The organism is Corallococcus sp. AB018, from assembly GCF_003986945.1.
GTDB lineage: Bacteria > Myxococcota > Myxococcia > Myxococcales > Myxococcaceae > Corallococcus > Corallococcus exiguus.
In genome coordinates this window covers 1-15,089 of sequence record NZ_RAWR01000247.1, presented here as the reverse complement: position 1 = coordinate 15,089, position 15,089 = coordinate 1, and the positions used below count along the sequence as shown (strand labels likewise).

At 69.2% G+C, this 15,089-nt stretch carries 16 protein-coding genes; 10 read left to right on the top strand and 6 right to left on the bottom strand.

Annotated elements, in window-relative coordinates; all coding sequences use genetic code 11:
* From D7Y11_RS36495 to D7Y11_RS36475, 5 genes are all read left to right on the top strand, one after another.
* The coding region (locus D7Y11_RS36495) for a D-alanyl-D-alanine carboxypeptidase (RefSeq protein WP_199753886.1) at positions 1-555 on the top strand (555 nt) is incomplete at its 5' end.
* A 37-nt stretch (positions 556-592) separates the two neighbouring features.
* Positions 593-2,773 (top strand): prolyl oligopeptidase family protein, encoded by a 2,181-nt coding sequence (locus tag D7Y11_RS36490; protein WP_126935975.1) that lies wholly within the window; start codon positions 593-595, stop codon positions 2,771-2,773.
* A 90-nt stretch (positions 2,774-2,863) separates the two neighbouring features.
* Positions 2,864-3,286 carry a hypothetical protein gene (locus D7Y11_RS36485; protein WP_120580198.1) on the top strand — a complete coding sequence of 141 codons (423 nt, stop codon included), beginning with the start codon at positions 2,864-2,866 and terminating at the stop codon, positions 3,284-3,286.
* 56 nt (positions 3,287-3,342) lie between these two features.
* Positions 3,343-4,437 (top strand): alanine racemase, encoded by a 1,095-nt coding sequence (locus D7Y11_RS36480; protein ID WP_199753884.1) that lies wholly within the window; start codon positions 3,343-3,345, stop codon positions 4,435-4,437.
* A 152-nt stretch (positions 4,438-4,589) separates the two neighbouring features.
* Positions 4,590-5,759 carry a right-handed parallel beta-helix repeat-containing protein gene (locus D7Y11_RS36475; protein WP_126935974.1) on the top strand — a complete coding sequence of 390 codons (1,170 nt, stop codon included), beginning with the start codon at positions 4,590-4,592 and terminating at the stop codon, positions 5,757-5,759.
* Positions 5,760-5,772: 13 nt separating this feature from the next.
* On the opposite strand, the gene D7Y11_RS36470 is transcribed toward D7Y11_RS36475, so the two are convergent.
* Positions 5,773-6,768 carry a hypothetical protein gene (locus tag D7Y11_RS36470; RefSeq protein WP_120580200.1) on the bottom strand — a complete coding sequence of 332 codons (996 nt, stop codon included), beginning with the start codon at positions 6,766-6,768 and terminating at the stop codon, positions 5,773-5,775.
* Between the two features lie 213 nt (positions 6,769-6,981).
* Here D7Y11_RS36470 and D7Y11_RS36465 point away from each other — a divergent pair, with 213 nt between their 5' ends.
* Positions 6,982-7,878, top strand: coding sequence for a cyclic nucleotide-binding domain-containing protein (locus tag D7Y11_RS36465; protein WP_120580201.1), 897 nt, complete (start codon positions 6,982-6,984; stop codon positions 7,876-7,878).
* 43 nt (positions 7,879-7,921) lie between these two features.
* On the opposite strand, the gene D7Y11_RS36460 is transcribed toward D7Y11_RS36465, so the two are convergent.
* Both D7Y11_RS36460 and D7Y11_RS36455 read right to left on the bottom strand, forming a co-directional pair.
* Positions 7,922-8,296 (bottom strand): hypothetical protein, encoded by a 375-nt coding sequence (locus D7Y11_RS36460; RefSeq protein WP_233597375.1) that lies wholly within the window; start codon positions 8,294-8,296, stop codon positions 7,922-7,924.
* 233 nt (positions 8,297-8,529) lie between these two features.
* Entirely contained in the window at positions 8,530-9,117 is a 588-nt protein-coding gene (locus tag D7Y11_RS36455; RefSeq protein WP_120580202.1) for a YdeI family protein, read from the bottom strand.
* 103 nt (positions 9,118-9,220) lie between these two features.
* On the opposite strand from D7Y11_RS36455, the gene D7Y11_RS36450 reads away from it, so the two are divergent.
* Positions 9,221-9,967 carry a hypothetical protein gene (locus D7Y11_RS36450; protein WP_233597374.1) on the top strand — a complete coding sequence of 249 codons (747 nt, stop codon included), beginning with the start codon at positions 9,221-9,223 and terminating at the stop codon, positions 9,965-9,967.
* Here D7Y11_RS36450 and D7Y11_RS36445 read toward each other — a convergent pair whose 3' ends face one another.
* Positions 9,968-10,975 (bottom strand): DUF4105 domain-containing protein, encoded by a 1,008-nt coding sequence (locus tag D7Y11_RS36445; RefSeq protein ID WP_120580204.1) that lies wholly within the window; start codon positions 10,973-10,975, stop codon positions 9,968-9,970.
* Between the two features lie 188 nt (positions 10,976-11,163).
* On the opposite strand from D7Y11_RS36445, the gene D7Y11_RS36440 reads away from it, so the two are divergent.
* Positions 11,164-11,391 carry an MbtH family protein gene (locus D7Y11_RS36440; protein ID WP_014397734.1) on the top strand — a complete coding sequence of 76 codons (228 nt, stop codon included), beginning with the start codon at positions 11,164-11,166 and terminating at the stop codon, positions 11,389-11,391.
* Between the two features lie 61 nt (positions 11,392-11,452).
* Here the strand turns inward: D7Y11_RS36440 and D7Y11_RS36435 are convergent, their stop codons facing one another.
* On the bottom strand, positions 11,453-12,139 hold the full coding sequence (locus D7Y11_RS36435) for a response regulator transcription factor (protein WP_043321786.1): 687 nt from the start codon (positions 12,137-12,139) through the stop codon (positions 11,453-11,455).
* A 485-nt stretch (positions 12,140-12,624) separates the two neighbouring features.
* Between D7Y11_RS36435 and D7Y11_RS36430 the strand changes: the two genes are divergently transcribed.
* Together D7Y11_RS36430 and D7Y11_RS36425 are read left to right on the top strand one after the other, a co-directional pair.
* Positions 12,625-13,395 (top strand): RDD family protein, encoded by a 771-nt coding sequence (locus tag D7Y11_RS36430; RefSeq protein ID WP_172809817.1) that lies wholly within the window; start codon positions 12,625-12,627, stop codon positions 13,393-13,395.
* 1 nt (position 13,396) lies between these two features.
* Positions 13,397-14,407 carry a stage II sporulation protein M gene (locus D7Y11_RS36425; RefSeq protein ID WP_121755574.1) on the top strand — a complete coding sequence of 337 codons (1,011 nt, stop codon included), beginning with the start codon at positions 13,397-13,399 and terminating at the stop codon, positions 14,405-14,407.
* On the opposite strand, the gene D7Y11_RS36420 is transcribed toward D7Y11_RS36425, so the two are convergent.
* Positions 14,323-14,838 (bottom strand): J domain-containing protein, encoded by a 516-nt coding sequence (locus D7Y11_RS36420; protein ID WP_120580206.1) that lies wholly within the window; start codon positions 14,836-14,838, stop codon positions 14,323-14,325. The genes D7Y11_RS36425 and D7Y11_RS36420 overlap by 85 nt on opposite strands.
* Between the last annotated feature and the right edge of the window lie 251 nt (positions 14,839-15,089).

The window sequence follows — 15,089 nt, the reverse complement described above, 5'->3', positions numbered from 1 at the left end:
GAGTTGATCAGCCCGCCCCTGTCGGAGCTGGTGCGCGTGACGAACAAGGAGAGCCTCAACCTGTACGCGGAGCGGCTGGGCATGCGCTTCGCTCGCGAGCGCACCGGCCAGGAGGGCTACGTCGCGCTGCGCACGGCCCTGGTGGCGGAGCTGGCGCGCCGGGGCGTGCCCACCAAGGACCTGCGTCCCGTGGATGGCAGCGGCCTGTCCCGCTACAACCTGGCGTCGCCCCGGGGCATGGCGCGCGTGCTGCTCACCAGCCTCCAGGAGCCGTATGGCGCCGCGCTGGTGGACAGTCTGCCGGTGCTGGGCGTGGACGGGACGCTGGCGGGCCGCAAGACGACGCAGTCCACCGCGGGCCGCATCCGCGCGAAGACGGGCACGCTCACGGGTCAGAAGTGCTTCGTGGGCGTGGCGGAGCGGCCGAACGACACGGAGCACCCGCGCGTCGTCTTCGCGCTGATGCTCGGCAACATGGACGAGGGCACCAAGCCCAACGCCAACGAGACCTTCGACACCTTCTCCACCGCCCTGGTGGAGCTGCCCCTGCGATGAGCGTCCCGCAGGGAAACACCCGCATGCGAGGTGAACCATGAAGTCCAGAATCGCAGTCACGACCGCAGCGCTGCTGTTGCCGCTCGTGTCCGGAGCCGCGGGGAAGGCTCCCGCGAAGCCCGCCGCCGCGGAGAAGCAGCCCGTGGAGACGACCTACCACGGCACCGCCGTTGCGGACCCCTACCAGTGGATGGAGTCCGCCACGGAGCCGAAGGTGCAGCAGTGGACGGACGCGCAGAACGCGTTCACGCGCGCGTACCTGGACAAGCTCCCGGGCCGCGAGCCCTTGCGCCAGCGCATCACGGAGCTTTTGTCCTGGAAGTCGCCCTCCTACGGCGCCCTGGACGAACAGGGCGGCACGCTGCTGGGGCTGAAGTTCCAGCCGCCCAAGCAGCAGCCCACGCTCATCGTGGTGGGCTCGCTGGACGACACGTCGAAGGAGCGCGTGCTGGTGGACCCCACGCAGGTGGACACGTCCGGCAAGACGACCATCGACTGGTTCCAGCTGTCGCACGACGGCAAGAAGGTCGCCGTCTCCATGTCCAAGGGCGGCACGGAGAGCGGTGACGTGTCCGTGTGGGACGTGGCCACGGCGAAGGCGATGGCCAACGAGCTGGTTCCGCGCGTCAACGGCGGCACGGCGGGCGGCAGCCTCGCGTGGAACGCGCAGGGCACGGGCTTCTTCTACACGCGCTACCCGCGCGGCGAGGAGCGCCCGCCCGTGGACCGCGAGGTGTACCAGCAGGTGTACTTCCACACGCTGGGCACGCCCACGGAGAAGGACACGTACGCGCTGGGCAAGGACTTCCCGCGCATCGCGATGACGGACCTGGAGTCCAGCGACGACGGTCAGTACACCTTCGCGCGCGTGGCCAACGGCGACGGCGGCGAGTTCGACCTGTACCTGCACGGCCCCAAGGGCACGTGGACGCAGGTGGCGAAGTATGCGGACAAGGTGGTGTCGGCGCGCTTCGGCAGCGACGGCGCGGCGTACCTGCTCAGCCGCAAGGACGCGTCGAAGGGCAAGGTGCTGCGCCTGCCCCTGGCCACGCCCACGCTGGACAAGGCGACCGTGGTCGTCCCCGAGGGCCATGCGACGGTGCAGGCCGTGGTGCCCACGAAGGGCCGCCTGTACCTGCTGGAGCAGCTGGGCGGTCCGTCGCAGCTGCGCATGGTGGACCTGACGGGCAAGGCGCTGGGGCTGGTGCCCACGCTGCCGGTGTCGTTCGTGGGCGGCCTGGTGCGCCAGGGCGCGGACGACCTGCTCATCGTCAACGGCAGCTTCACCCAGCCGGCCGCGTGGTTCCGCTTCACGGCGGCGGACGGCAAGGTGACGAAGACGGCGATGGCGCGCACGGCGCCCATCGACATGAGCGACGTGGAGGTGGTGCGCACGGAGGCCACGTCCAAGGACGGCACGAAGGTGCCGCTCTCCATTCTGAAGAAGAAGGGCACGAAGCTGAACGGGAACAACCCCACGTGGCTCACCGGCTACGGCGGCTTCAACGTGTCCATCAACCCGGGCTACAGCCCGCTGACGGGCATGTGGCTGGAGCAGGGCGGCGTGTTCGCGGTGGCGAACCTGCGCGGCGGCTCGGAGTTCGGTGAGGAGTGGCACAAGGCCGGCTCGCTCACGAACAAGCAGAACGTGTTCGACGACTTCTACGCGTGCGCGAAGCTGCTGGTGGACCAGAAGTACACGCAGCCGAAGAAGCTGGCCATCCAGGGCGGCAGCAACGGCGGCCTGCTGATGGGCGCGGCGCTGACGCAGCACCCGGAGCAGTACGGCGCGGTGGTGGCGCGCGTGGGCATCTACGACATGCTGCGCACGGAGCTGACGCCCAACGGCCAGTTCAACGTGACCGAGTACGGCTCGGTGAAGGACCCGGAGCAGTTCAAGGCGCTGTATGGCTATTCGCCGGTGCACCGCGTGAAGGACGGGACGAAGTACCCGTCGGTGCTCTTCACCTCTGGCGCCAATGACCCGCGCGTGGATCCGTTCCACTCGCGCAAGATGGTGGCCCGGATGCAGGCGGCCACGGCGTCCCCCAAGCCCATCCTGCTGCGCGCCGACGCGGAGACGGGCCACGGCATGGGCACGCCGCTGTCCTCGCGCATCGAGGAGGAGGTGGACGTCTACTCCTTCGTCTTCAACGAGCTGGGCATGACGTACAAGCCCAACGCGACGAAGAAGGTCGCCGCGCCCGCGCCGCAGTAGCCGGGCTTCTACCTGCGCCCGTCCTCCGAGTCCTTGCGGCTCGGAAGACGGGCGTTTCTTCTTTTGGGTTTCGTGGCAGCCTCCCGCCCCATGAGCCCGCTCATCCCCTACTTCATCCTCTCGCCCGTGGTCGCGGGCGGCCTCGCGTGGTGGACGCTGACCCGGCTTGGAAAGAAGCGGAACGCGCGCGCGAAGGGCTCGCTGGACGCGGTGGTGACGCGGCTGAAGGGGCAGAAGGTGCTGGGCGCGGTGGACCTCGTCGTCCAGGACGTGTCCTGGTCCGGGGAGACGGAGCTGTCCCCGCAGAACTGCCGCATCCGCGTGGTGATGGGCGGCCAGGACGCCAGCACCATTCCGCCGCGCTTCGAGGTGGAGAGCGCGCCCGGAGCCCCCCGGCCCCCCGCGGAGGTGCTCGCGGCGCTGCGCGTGCTGGATGCGCAGGCGACGGAGGCGCTGAAGGGCGGCGGCTGGAGCTGGCAGCGGCCCACGGTGAGCTTCGACCCGGTGGCGTAGCCTCGCGAACGCAAGTCCAGGGATTCGGATGACGGGTCGAGGAGCGCGGTGCCAGCATGCGCCGCATGTCCTCGACCTTCCTCGACTCGCTCGACACGCCCGCGCCGCTCGTGGACCTGGACCGCGTGGAGCGGAACCTCCAGCGCGTCGCGGCCTATGCCCGCGAGCATGGCCTGCGCTGGCGACCCCATACGAAGACGCACAAGACGGCGGAGCTGGGCGCGATGCAGGTCGCGGCGGGAGCCTCTGGCGTCACGGTGGCCACCCTCCTGGAAGCCGAGGTCATGGCGTCCGTTTCCGACGACGTGCTGCTCGCGTATCCGCCGGTGGGCGCGCACAAGCTGGCGCGGCTGATGGCCCTGCCGTCGCGCGTGCGGCTCACCGTGGCGCTCGACTCCCTTGAGGTGCTGGAGGGGCTGGCGCGCGCGGCGCGGGATGCGGGGCGCACCGTGGGCGTGCTCGTGGAGGTAGACCTGGGCATGCGCCGCGTGGGGCTGCGCTCGCCAGACGAGGCCTTGGCCCTGGCGCACGCTGCGGCGTCCACGTCTGGAGTGGCCTTTCGCGGGCTGACCTTCTACGCGGGCCACATCCGCGTCCCTCAGGCGGAGCTGCCCGCAGTGATGCAGTCCCAGTCGGATGCGGTCGCGACGTTCGTGGACCCACTGAAGAGCGCGGGTCTGCCGCCGGAGGTGGTCAGCGGCGGCTCCACGCCGACGCTCTGGCAATCCCATACCGTGAAGGGCCTCACGGAGATCCGTCCCGGCCTCAACGTACTCAACGACCGCAACGCAGCCGTCATCGGTGCGTGTGATTGGACGGAGTGCGCCTACTCCGTCCTGGCCACCGTGGTGAGCACGGCCGTGCCGGGACAGGTGGTCATCGACGCGGGGGCCAAGGCGCTGGTGAAGGAGGAAGGGCTGGCGCCGGGCTATGGCGTCCTGCTGGACCGGCCGGAGGTCGTGGTGAAGAACCTGTCGGAGGAGCACGGCCTGCTGGACGTGTCCGGCACGACGTGGCGCCCACGCATTGGCGAACGGGTGCGCGTGGTGCCCAACCATGTCTGTGTTTCCGTCCCGCAGCATGCGCGGCTGCACGTCGTGCGGGGTGACACGCACGTGGCCACGTGGGAGGTCGCGGCGCGCGGCTGGTGACAGACAGTCCTGGCGCCTGACGGTCCCGACCCGCAGTGCATCCAGACTGTCACCTTCCGGCGGGTGCGCTGCTCCTCACAGGCGGGAAGCCGATAACGGCACCATGTCTAGCCTTTTCCGATCGCCGGAAGGACCTCCGGCCGGGAGGCGGCATGCACAAGGCTGGGGGCTTCTTCGTCACAATGGCCATCGCGGGACTGTTCCTGGGAACGCCCCCGGTGCTCGCGGCGGACAGGGAGTCGCTCGACGCCCGGTTCCAGCAAGCGAAGCCTGTCGGATGCGAGGTCCACTGTGGCGACGTCATCACCCAGCACACGAAGCTCACGCATGACCTCTCCTGCCCGGGCACGGACGAGCCCGCGCTCCGCATCGAAGGTGACGGCGTCGTCCTCGATCTGGGTGGCCACACCGTGCGCCGCTCGAGTCCGGTCCAGCAAGACACCCTGGGCATCGTGGTCACCAGCAACAGCATGGTGCGCAACGGCACGATTCGCGGATTCGCAAGAGGCATCCAGACCGACGAAGGCACCTACCTGCGGCTGCACGAGCTCACGTTCGCCGACAACGGCACCGCCATCTACAACTACTTCTCTACCAGCTACTTCCTCATCACGAATTCGCGCTTCATCGGCAATGACGTCGGGTTGGGAAGCGAGATCGACGCGTCCGTCGGTACGTTCGACGTGAGGTCGAGCCACTTCGAGAACAACTACCTCGGAATCTACCTGGATACCCATGATGCCGACGTCCTCGATTCGACCTTCACGGGGAACGAGATCGGCATCTACTGCTTCGCCGGCAATGTCCGCGTCCGGTCGAGCAGCTTCGCGCGGAACGAGGCCGTGGCCAGCACGACCGTGCCTATCGGGGGCCGCGATATCTGCAATGTGTTCCGTTTCGAGGACACGCTCATCGCGGACAACGCGTCGTTCGCCCCCACGGCGACGCCCATCTGGAATGTGGTCCAGCTCGACATGATCAACAATTGGATCGTGGGCAATGACAATGGGCTTACAGCCGGCTCATTCCAGGTCTACGTCCAGGGCAACACCTTCTGGGACAATGCGGGCGGGCTGACTTTGGAAGACACTCCCATTGTCGGCAGCCCACAGACCGGCATCGTCCGTGCCAACCGGTTCCTACGGAACGGCGGTGACGGCCTCCGCGTCCTGCCGGCCAGCACGCCCACGGTGATTGGCAACGTGGCCCTGGGCAACACGGGCTGGGGCATCCACGCGCCTACCGCCTTCGACGGGGGCGGCAACGTCGCGCGGGACAACGGCGCGGGTGACTGCGAGGGCATCGTCTGCGCCCCGTACTGACCCCGCCACACGCTTAGGAGATGCGCCTCAGTTCCTGCGTCAGCAGCTCCTCCAGGTGCCGGATGTTCCGGTAGACAAGGCACCGGTAGCTGGACACGTCGAAGCGCAATTCCTTCACGTCGCGCACCAGCAGCAGGGTGGGCTTGCCGCGCCCCCAGGCATAGCCCACCTCCAGATAGACATTGGGATTCGCCAATGACAGGTCCGCGATGACGACCTTCGCGGTGTCGATGCGGTCCCGGATGCGCTGGATGATGGGCCCGTCGAAGACGGCCTGGTCCACCCGCTCGCACAGGAGCCCCGCCGCCTTCACGGGGTTCAGGATGCCGTAGTGGTAGGTGTCCTCCAGCTCCTGTGCGAAGGGCATCGCCACGAAGGCATGGGGCTTCTCGTGGGAGTTCGCGCCCGCGGACGCCATGGGCGGTGCCTGGACGAAGCGGGACGTCCGCCGCACGCGGAAGCCCGTGGCCCCCATCAGCGGCTCCACGCCCGGCGTGAGCCCCAGCCCCAGCGCCATCGCCTTGCGCAGCCGCTCCACGCGCTTGGGGTTCAGCTCCACCACCGTGATGCGCTCCAGGTCGCGGGGACCACTGCCGCGCTGGAACGCGTCCACGAAGCCGCCCACCAGGGCCAGCACGGCCTCGTCCTCGTCCAGGCCGTAGTTGGGGCCGTGCACCGTGCACGCGAGGTGACGCACCTCTTGCCGGGGCTCCAGCAGCTGGAGCGCGCGCACGGAGAACTGGCGGATCTCGTGGTAGCCGAACTGCCGCAGCCGCACCGTGCCCAGGAAGAGCACCCACGGGGCGCCCAGGCTCCGGCGCGACTCGATGAAGCGGTGGTCCCCGGGGAGCAGGTCGAAGGCATCCATGGCCACGCCCGCCCCCTCCAGCCGGCGCGCCACCGCGCCGTCCGCCCCGTGGAAGCCCTGCGCGTACTTCAGCAGCACGGCATCCGCGGCCGTCTCGCCCACATCCCCCAGGTCCACCACGACGTCCAGCGTGTCTCCCATGAGCCCGGGACTGTAGGGCGTCCCGGTCCGCCCACGCCATCCCTGGCGCCCGTCCCGCCGCGTCAGGTGGGATGAACCCAGACGTGGCGAACGCCCGTCAATCCCTGCTCAATGACGCCTCCTGCCCGCCTGGCTCTCTTTCAGGCCGCCTCCGCGCTGCCTGTGAAGCGCTTCACAGTTTCCGCCCGGGCGGGCCGGTAGCATTTGCGAACCATGTCCCTGTTCGCGCGCCTGCAGGCCCTGCTGTCCGCCCACCCGTCCGCCCCGGCCCCGGAAGCCGGACAGACGCCCGCAGCCGCCGCGGCACCTTCGGCGGCGACCAGCGCCGCGGCGGAGACGGAAGGCGCTCCCGCGCCGCCGCCCGTCTGCACACGCTACCTGCCAGCGGGCCAGGTGGTGGTGCGCGAGGGCGACCCGGGACACTCGATGTTCGTGGTGCTGGAGGGCCGCGTCGCGGTGCTTCGCGGCGGCGACCACGGCGGCAACACGGAGGTCGGCCGCATGGGGGCCGGCGAGTTCTTCGGGGAGCTGGCGCTGCTCACCGGCACGCAGCGGACCGCCACCATCGTGACGGTGGAGGACGCCGTGCTGCTGGAGCTCACCCAGGCTGGCGTCCGGGAGCTGGGCAAGGATTACGGCGTGAAGGGGGAACAGATGCAGGTCGCGGCCCGGGAGCGCCTGCTCGCGGACGCGCTGCGCAGCAACCCGCTCATCGCCGCCCTGCCACCTGAAGTGCAGCATGAGTTGGGAGATGCCTTCGTCCCCTGCACCGTCCCCGCGGGAGAGACGCTGCTCACCCGGGGCCAGCCGGGTGACGCGCTCTACGTCCTCCTCCGGGGCCAGTGCGAGGTCTTCCACACGCACAGCGACGGCCGCCAGTCCGCCTATCCCAAGCTGGAGGAAGGCGCCCTGTTCGGGGAGATCTCCCTGCTGCGCAGCCGGCTGGCCACCGCCACCGTGCGCACCGTGACGCCCTGCACGCTGCTCAAGCTGGAGCGCGACGTGTTCAAGAAGGCCTTCCTGGGCCAGCCCGACCTGCGCGGCGCCCTGGTGCGCCTGGGCCTGGAGCGGCTCAAGCACACCATCGAAGTCATGGGCGAAACGAAGTAGTCCGCCGTCCCGCGCAATCCCAGACATGATGAAGCGCTGGGTTCTACCGCAATGCCTTTCGGGCACCGGTGGACCACAGCGCCCAGGCCATCAGCACGGGCTGGAAGAACAGCCGGACCAGGCGCTTCCGGTCCGTATCCAGGCCGAACGCGGAGAGGCGCTTGTCGTACTGATGCAGGTTGCCGGGGAAGACCGCCGCGAAGAAGGCCGCCAGTCCCAGCCCCAGGGGAATCCGGTGGCGCTTGTCGAAGAGCAGGGACAGCCCGAGGCCGATTTCGACCACGCCGGAGAGCAGGACGACGAGGTCCTTGTCCATGGGAACCCAGTCCGGCACCTGCGCCTGGAAGGGCCCTCGCGCGAAGGAGAGATGGCCTGTGCCGGCGCCGACCATGAACGAGCCCAGCACCCCACGCCCCACGTTCTGCAAAGGCGTTGTCCTGGCTTCCTGCAACACGGTCACCTCCGCTCCAGTTCAATTCCAATCGTTGGAAGGTGAGGTGGCGAAGTGAAGGATGCAATCCAGGGGTGAGCCCGCCTTCACGCTAGGGGGACGGGCAAGAGGGCACGAGCCCCCGCCGCGCGGCGTCCTCCAGGTCCGCGCGCACCTCATCACGGGCAGAGCGCATCCTGCCGTAGCAGGTCGTCGCTGCGTCAGCCGTGGAGCGTCTCCCCGGCCTCCAGCATCGCGACGAACTTCTCCAGCCGCCGAGTCCGCGTCTCCGGCTTCTTCGCGTCATGGAGCCGGAAGAGGATGGCGTAGCGGTTGGCGCTCTTGAGCGTGGCGAAGACCGCCTTCGCCTTCGGGTTCTTCTCCAGCGCGAGCGTCAGGTCCTCCGGCACCTCCATGGTCCTCTGCCCCGCGTACGCCGCCTCCCAGCGGCCATCCGCGCGCGCGGACTCCACCTCGCGCAGGCCCGCGGGCTTCATGCGCCCGGAGGCGACCAGGGCCTCCACCTTGCCGCAGTTGATCTTCGACCACTTGCTGCGCGGCTTGCGCGGCGTGAAGCGCTGGAGCCAGTACTCCGCGTCGAACGCGCCCTTCTGCCCATCAATCCAGCCGTAGCAGAGCGCCACCTCCAGCGCCTGCGCATACGTCACGGACGGGATACCGGACTCGAACTTGGCGAGCTTCACCCAGACGCCCGGCGCGTCGACGTGGTTCTTCTCCAGCCACTTCTCCCACGCCTTCTCGGACGCGAAGGGCACGACGGGGAGCTCCTGCTTCGCCTTCGCCTTCATGCGGTGCAACGCCTTTCCCTGTCCCGCGCCTCGCGCCGGGTTCCTGACAATCCCACTCTATCGGCGGAAGGCAGCCCGGACGGAAGCGGTTATGAAACACGCCATGGCTGAAACCCCCCACGCTCCTCCGCCGAACGCCGTGCCGCCCTCGCTCGCCCGCGTGGCCTTCCACGCCGTGGCAGCCGGGCTCACCCCGCTCATCCCCGTGCCCTTCCTGGACGACTACGCCCTGCGTCAGGTGCGCGAGCAGTCCGTGCGAGACCAACTCAAGGAGCGGGGCCTGAAGGCGCCAGACAAGGCCGTGGCGGTGCTCGCCGGCTCATACGACGCGCGCAGTCTGGGCGGACGGCTGGTGTCCCATCTCAAGGCCGTGGCGCTCTTCCCCGTGCGCAAGGTGTTCCGCAAGGTCTTCTTCGTCCTCTGGGTGAAGGACTGCGTCGACCTGACGAGCGCATGCCTCCACCACGGATACCTGCTGCACCACGCGCTGGAGCGAGGCGACCTGGACGCGGCCTCACTCCAGACAGATGCGCCCAGCGAGGTGCAGGCCGCCATCATCGCAGCCTGCTCGGAGATGGACGCCCGGCCCGTCAACCAGGCGCTGCGCCGCATCTTCCGCGGCAGCCGGGTGCTGCTGGCCGAGGCCACGCGCGTCTTCCTGGATCCGAAGCGCGGCCCCCGCGTGCCCGACCCGAAGACCGAGAACGCGGAGGTGAGGTCGCTCACCGACCAACTCCTCCAGGAACTGTGGGAGGAGCGTGGCTACTTCACCGCGCTGGAGGCTCACTACGACAAGCACCTGAAGCGCGACCGCATGCCCGAGGAGCCCCGGGCCGCGACGGGGACCTGATCACGGCGCGGGCGCGGCAGCGGTCTCCAGCGGCGCGCGGATGCGGGCGGAGAAGTCGTCCCGCCCCTGCGCGGCCAGCGCTCGCGCGTTGATGTGGTAGCGCTGGCGGACCTGCTCCAGCGGCGCGTCCGTGTCGATGATGCCCAGCTCGTACGCGAGCGCATCCGAGAATGCCGGCATCAGCGTGCGGTGGTCATACGGCACGTTCTTCGTGGCCACCTTCTCGAAGTGGCGCACCAGGTTGGTGGTGCAGTTGCTGGTGAGCGTGTCGTAGAACTCCGGCTGCGTGTGCAGCCCGTTCATCCGCTGCACCATGTCCATGAAGAACGCGGTGATGCGCTCCTTCGACGCGTTCACCGGATACACATAAACGTCGTCATGGCGGAAGTTGGAGCGCAGCTGCACCAGGTCCCGCTCGTCGCCCACGACGTAGGTGATTTCAAAACGGCGGAACAGGCCGCCCAGCGCGGAGAAGGTCTCGCCCTGCTCGCGCCGCACCTCCACGGAGAACACCACGTGGCGGCCATCCTGGAAGCCGAAGCTCACCATCGTGTGCGCGGCGCCGTAGAAGCCGGAGAACGGCTCCACGATGAACGACGCGTCCGTGAGCGCTGCCGTGTCGTAGGTGGCCGTGTACCAGGCGGGGTCCCAGTCCGTGGTGCTGCGGTAGCGGAAGTCGCGCACGTCGTGCAGCGTCACCTGCGTCCCGGCCGCCTCCGCCCACGGCGCCCGCACCAGGTCCGGCGCCCAATCCCGCGAGTTGGAGGGCTGGAACGTCCGCACCCACCCGTACACGGACAGACAACCCAACAGCATCACCGCCACGCTCCAGCGCCGCGAACGCCGCCGCCAGGCCGCCACCGCCAGGGCCACCAGGGCCACCGCGACGAGGCCCCGGGCCACGTGCGGTCCCTCCGTCCCCGTCCCCGTCAGGGCCAGGGCCAGCGAGGCCCAGACGCCCCCCACGAGGAGCACGAGCCCCGACACGGCGTTCTTCCAGATGCGCATGCGGCCGAGTATCCGCGCCCCACGTCGCTCGTGTCACGGACGCGTGTTGTGGGTGCAGCCCCGGCGGGCGGCCGGGCGCGGATCCGCCCTCCCAGGAAGGACCGGGATTTGTCGCAACCGCCTACCTTGACCGCTTTTCCCCGGGTGTGCGACGAAAGGGGGTCCCCAGCTTCCAGGAGTCACACCCCATGAGCGACGAGCGCGAAGACACGACCGTTTACAAGGTCGTCGTCAACCACGAAGAGCAGTACTCCATCTGGCCCGCGGACCGTGAGAACGCGCTGGGCTGGAAGGACGCCGGCAAGCAGGGCCTGAAGGCCGAGTGCCTGGAGTACATCAAGGAGGTCTGGACGGACATGCGTCCCCTGAGCCTCCGCAAGAAGATGGAAGAGGACGCGGCCCGCAACAAGAACTGAAGGCCGCGTGCGCTTTCCACCGCGCCCTCCCCGCTTCAACGGGGAGGGTGAGCCGGCCCCGTTAGAGGTCCGGCGGAGGCCTGACGCCCAGGTGGCAGGCGCGCAGGGCAAGCTGGGTGCGGTTCTCCGCGCCCAGCTTGCGGTAGAGCTGCGTGACGTGTGACTTCACGGTGCGCTCGGCGATTTGAAGGTGCGCGGCGATCTTCAGGTTGTCCGCCCCGCCCGCCACGTACTGCAGCACCTCGCGCTCGCGCTGCGTGAGCAGCAACAAGACGCTCGCCGTGGGTGAGGTCACCGGCGGATGCTCGAAGTCGTTGCGCAGCAGTTGCACCGGGAAGAGGCGCTCGCCCCGCACCAGCGACTGCACCGCGGAGGACACCGCGTTCACGCCCAGCCCCGCGCGGAAGAGATACCCGGAGGCCCCTTCGTCGAAGCACTGGGAGATGACCTCCGGCGTGCTCACCGCGGACAAGAGCAGCATGCGCACTTCCAGCCGGCGCTTGCGGGCCTCTCGCAGGAGGTTGAGCCCCTCCGTCACGGAGCATCCGATGGCGGCTTCGCCGTCGCTCTCCACGTCGAGGATGGCCACCTGAGGTGGATCCGTGCCGAGCCCGTCCAGGAAGCCGCGCACGTCGCGCGTCACCGAAGTGGAATGACCCTCACCCCGAAGCCCATCGGACAGGCCCTGCCAGGCCGCCCACGGTCCTTCGAGAATCGAAATACGAACTGCCGATTGATTCGCTGCCATGCGATGGCCCCCCAGCCGTCGTGGCGAATTGCTTTCAATGCTACCTGTCGACTTCAACCTGCCCCGGAGTCGGTGGAACCGCGGCGGAACTTCCGCCTGTGCTGAGCGTGCGAGAACCGCGCTTCAACTCCATCCGGGGGTCCTGTCACTGCTGCCCTGCGGACTGCGCCTGCGACTGCCGAACTGGCCCGTTCGGGCCAAACCTCCTTTTTCGTTTCAAGCAAATCCAGCCAACCGAGACCCTAACATCATCCAAGGCCTCATGCGAACGGACCCGCGCAGGACTGTCAATTGCGCACGGAACGCATGGAAATCCAGGGCCTCGTCCGTCAGGTCGTGATCGCTGTCGCCTCAGGGACACACGTTCCGCGTCCACATTCGGATGTTTTACTCGGTGTTTCGTCCAATGCCCGGGCAGGGACGCCCGCATGCGCGCGGATGGCGCGTCCTGGATGCCAAGGGCGTATGCTGTGCGTCCCACGCGCATGACTCCCTCCGCCCCCGCACCCCATGTCGACGTCGCCACGCCCGAGCGGGTGGCCCTGTCCCTGCCCGTGGCCGGCATCGGCTACCGCTGTCTCGCGTGGCTGGTGGACGCGAGCCTGCTGTTCTTCTTCTGGGTGGCGCTCTACTTCGTCATCACCCTGCTGGTGTCCGACGTGCTGGGGGCGTTCCAGGCGCTGTCGGGGCTCACGCAAACACTGCTCGCGGTGGGCCTCTTCGCCACGCAATGGATGTACTGGACGCTGGCGGAGGTCTTCTTCCATGGACAGACACCCGGCAAGCGCGTGATGCACATCCGGGTGGTGCGCGAGGATGGCTCACCGGTGGGCTTCTTCGAGAGCGCGGTGAGAAACCTGTGTCGCGTGGTGGACTTCCTGCCGGTGCTCTACGCCACCGGTTGCATCACCATGCTGCTGGACTCACGCCACCGCCGGTTGGGAGACATGCTCGCCGGCACCGTGCTGGTGCGTGAGGAGGCCATCGACCTGGACAAGTACACGCAGGCGCCCGCGGTGGACGCTCCGGCCGCTGACGCGGGCGTGCAGCGCCCCCTGAACGCGGAGGACGTGGAGCTGGTGCTGGCGTTCCTTGCGCGCGCGCCCGCCCTGGAGCCGGACGTGCGGCGGCGGCTGGGCACCAGGCTGGTGGACCGCGTGGGCGCATCCCTGACGGACGAGGAGCGCACGCGGGTGCTCCAGTCGCCGGAGGCCACGGAGGCCTTCCTGCGCACGCGCGCGAAGGCGGTCCACTGACATGGCCGCGCCCCTGCCCACGTTCGTCACGCGGCGCCGGCCGGACTGGGACGCGCTCCAGTCCCTGCTGACGCGCCAGCGCGCGGGCCGCTTGAGCCTGGCGGAGCTGCGCACGCTGGACACGCTGTACCGGCGCGCGGCCGCGGACCTGGCGCAGGCGCAGACGTTCTATCCGGGCACGGACGCGCACCGGTTCCTCAACCAGCTGTGCGCGCAGGCATATGGCGCCATCTACCAGCCGCCGCGCGAGCGCTGGGCCTCCACGCGCGACTTCTTCCGGCGGGACTTCCCCGCCACCCTGCGCCGCGAGGCGCGCTTCGTGGGCGTGAGCGCGGGCCTGCTGGTGCTGGGACTGCTGCTGGGCGCGCTGGTGGTGACGCTGGAGCCGCGCGGCGCGGAGCTGCTGGTGCCGGAGGGCGTGCGGCGCTACGTGGCGCAGGGGCGCATGTGGACGGATGATTTGTTGTCCGTGGCGCCGCCCAATGCCGTGGCCTCCGGCATCGCGACCAACAACCTCACCGTCACGCTGTTCGCGTTCGCGTCCGGCATCCTGCTGGGCGTGGGGCCCATCTTCACGCTCGTGAACAACGGCGTGCTCATTGGCGCGGTGGGAGCGCTGTGCTTCCGCGAGGGCATGATGACGGGCTTCCTGGACTTCATCGCCGCGCACGGGCCCGTGGAGCTGTCCATCATCGTCATCGCGGGCGGCGCGGGGCTGATGGTGGGCCAGGCGCTCATCGACCCCGGCGAGCTGCCGCGCGCGCAGGCGCTCCAGGCGCGCGGGCGTGAAGCCGTGAAGCTGGTGGTGGGCTGCGCGCCCTTCCTCGCCGGTATCGGCTTCGTGGAGGGCTTCATCTCCCCGGGCCACCTGTTCCCCACCTGGGCCAAGGTGGGGCTGGGCCTGTCGCTGGGAGTGCTCTTCTGGCTCTACCTGTTGCGCGCGGGCAGGACGGACGCGGGCGTGGCGCGCGTGGACGTGCCGGACGCCATGGCCTCCAGCCGCTTGCGCTGACGGTGCTTGAGGATGCGCTCGTAGGCGTCATTGACCTCGCGCATCTGCTCCGCGGAGCCGCCCCGGTCCGGGTGCCGCTCCAGGGCCAGCGCGTGGAAGCGCGCGCGAATCACGTCCGGCGTATCCAACGGCGACACGCCCAGCGTCTGGTACGGGCACTGCTCCTGGACGGCGGAGAGCCACTTGTCCAGCCGGTCCTTCACCTCCACGAAGCGCGCGTCCGCGTCCGCGGTGTCCTTCACCGGGTGCGTGCGCATCTTCGCGTCCGCGCGGAAGACCTCGCTGTAGGTGCTGGACACCCAGCGGTGGCACGAACCACACCGGTAGTACTTCACCCGGGTTCCGGGCTGGAGTGTCATCATCACGCCGCAGTGGGTGCACTCCACCGTGACGTTCTCCAGTGTCTGCCAGCTCGCGACCGCCGCACTCATGGTGACTTCGTCCTCCGTTCGCAACACGCCTGTAGCACCGGCAAACTCCCACAGCCGGCGATCCCGTCAAGAAAATGTCGCGAACGACCCGGGGGGTCCCCCCGGCGCGCTGCCGGGCTTCCCGGGATTCGGGTAGAACGAGGCCCATGCGACCGCTCCTCGCCGCCGCCCTGCTCCTGACCGCCGCCGCGCACGCCCAGGCCCCGTCGGCCCCCCCGGCCGCGGCGCCCAAGGCCGCCCCGAAGCCCGAC

Bases quoted from the DNA above. Each gene is read 5' to 3' on its own strand.
- D7Y11_RS36425 (WP_121755574.1), top strand. From the start codon at position 13,397: ATGGCCGCGCCCCTGCCCACGTTCGTCACGCGGCGCCGGCCGGACTGG.
- D7Y11_RS36475 (WP_126935974.1), top strand. From the start codon at position 4,590: ATGCACAAGGCTGGGGGCTTCTTCGTCACAATGGCCATCGCGGGACTG.
- D7Y11_RS36455 (WP_120580202.1), bottom strand. From the start codon at position 9,117: ATGAAGGCGAAGGCGAAGCAGGAGCTCCCCGTCGTGCCCTTCGCGTCC.
- D7Y11_RS36485 (WP_120580198.1), top strand. From the start codon at position 2,864: ATGAGCCCGCTCATCCCCTACTTCATCCTCTCGCCCGTGGTCGCGGGC.
- D7Y11_RS36480 (WP_199753884.1), top strand. From the start codon at position 3,343: ATGCGCCGCATGTCCTCGACCTTCCTCGACTCGCTCGACACGCCCGCG.
- D7Y11_RS36465 (WP_120580201.1), top strand. From the start codon at position 6,982: ATGTCCCTGTTCGCGCGCCTGCAGGCCCTGCTGTCCGCCCACCCGTCC.
- D7Y11_RS36450 (WP_233597374.1), top strand. From the start codon at position 9,221: ATGGCTGAAACCCCCCACGCTCCTCCGCCGAACGCCGTGCCGCCCTCG.
- D7Y11_RS36490 (WP_126935975.1), top strand. From the start codon at position 593: ATGAAGTCCAGAATCGCAGTCACGACCGCAGCGCTGCTGTTGCCGCTC.
- D7Y11_RS36420 (WP_120580206.1), bottom strand. From the start codon at position 14,838: ATGAGTGCGGCGGTCGCGAGCTGGCAGACACTGGAGAACGTCACGGTG.
- D7Y11_RS36470 (WP_120580200.1), bottom strand. From the start codon at position 6,768: ATGGGAGACACGCTGGACGTCGTGGTGGACCTGGGGGATGTGGGCGAG.
- D7Y11_RS36440 (WP_014397734.1), top strand. From the start codon at position 11,164: ATGAGCGACGAGCGCGAAGACACGACCGTTTACAAGGTCGTCGTCAAC.
- D7Y11_RS36445 (WP_120580204.1), bottom strand. From the start codon at position 10,975: ATGCGCATCTGGAAGAACGCCGTGTCGGGGCTCGTGCTCCTCGTGGGG.
- D7Y11_RS36435 (WP_043321786.1), bottom strand. From the start codon at position 12,139: ATGGCAGCGAATCAATCGGCAGTTCGTATTTCGATTCTCGAAGGACCG.
- D7Y11_RS36430 (WP_172809817.1), top strand. From the start codon at position 12,625: ATGACTCCCTCCGCCCCCGCACCCCATGTCGACGTCGCCACGCCCGAG.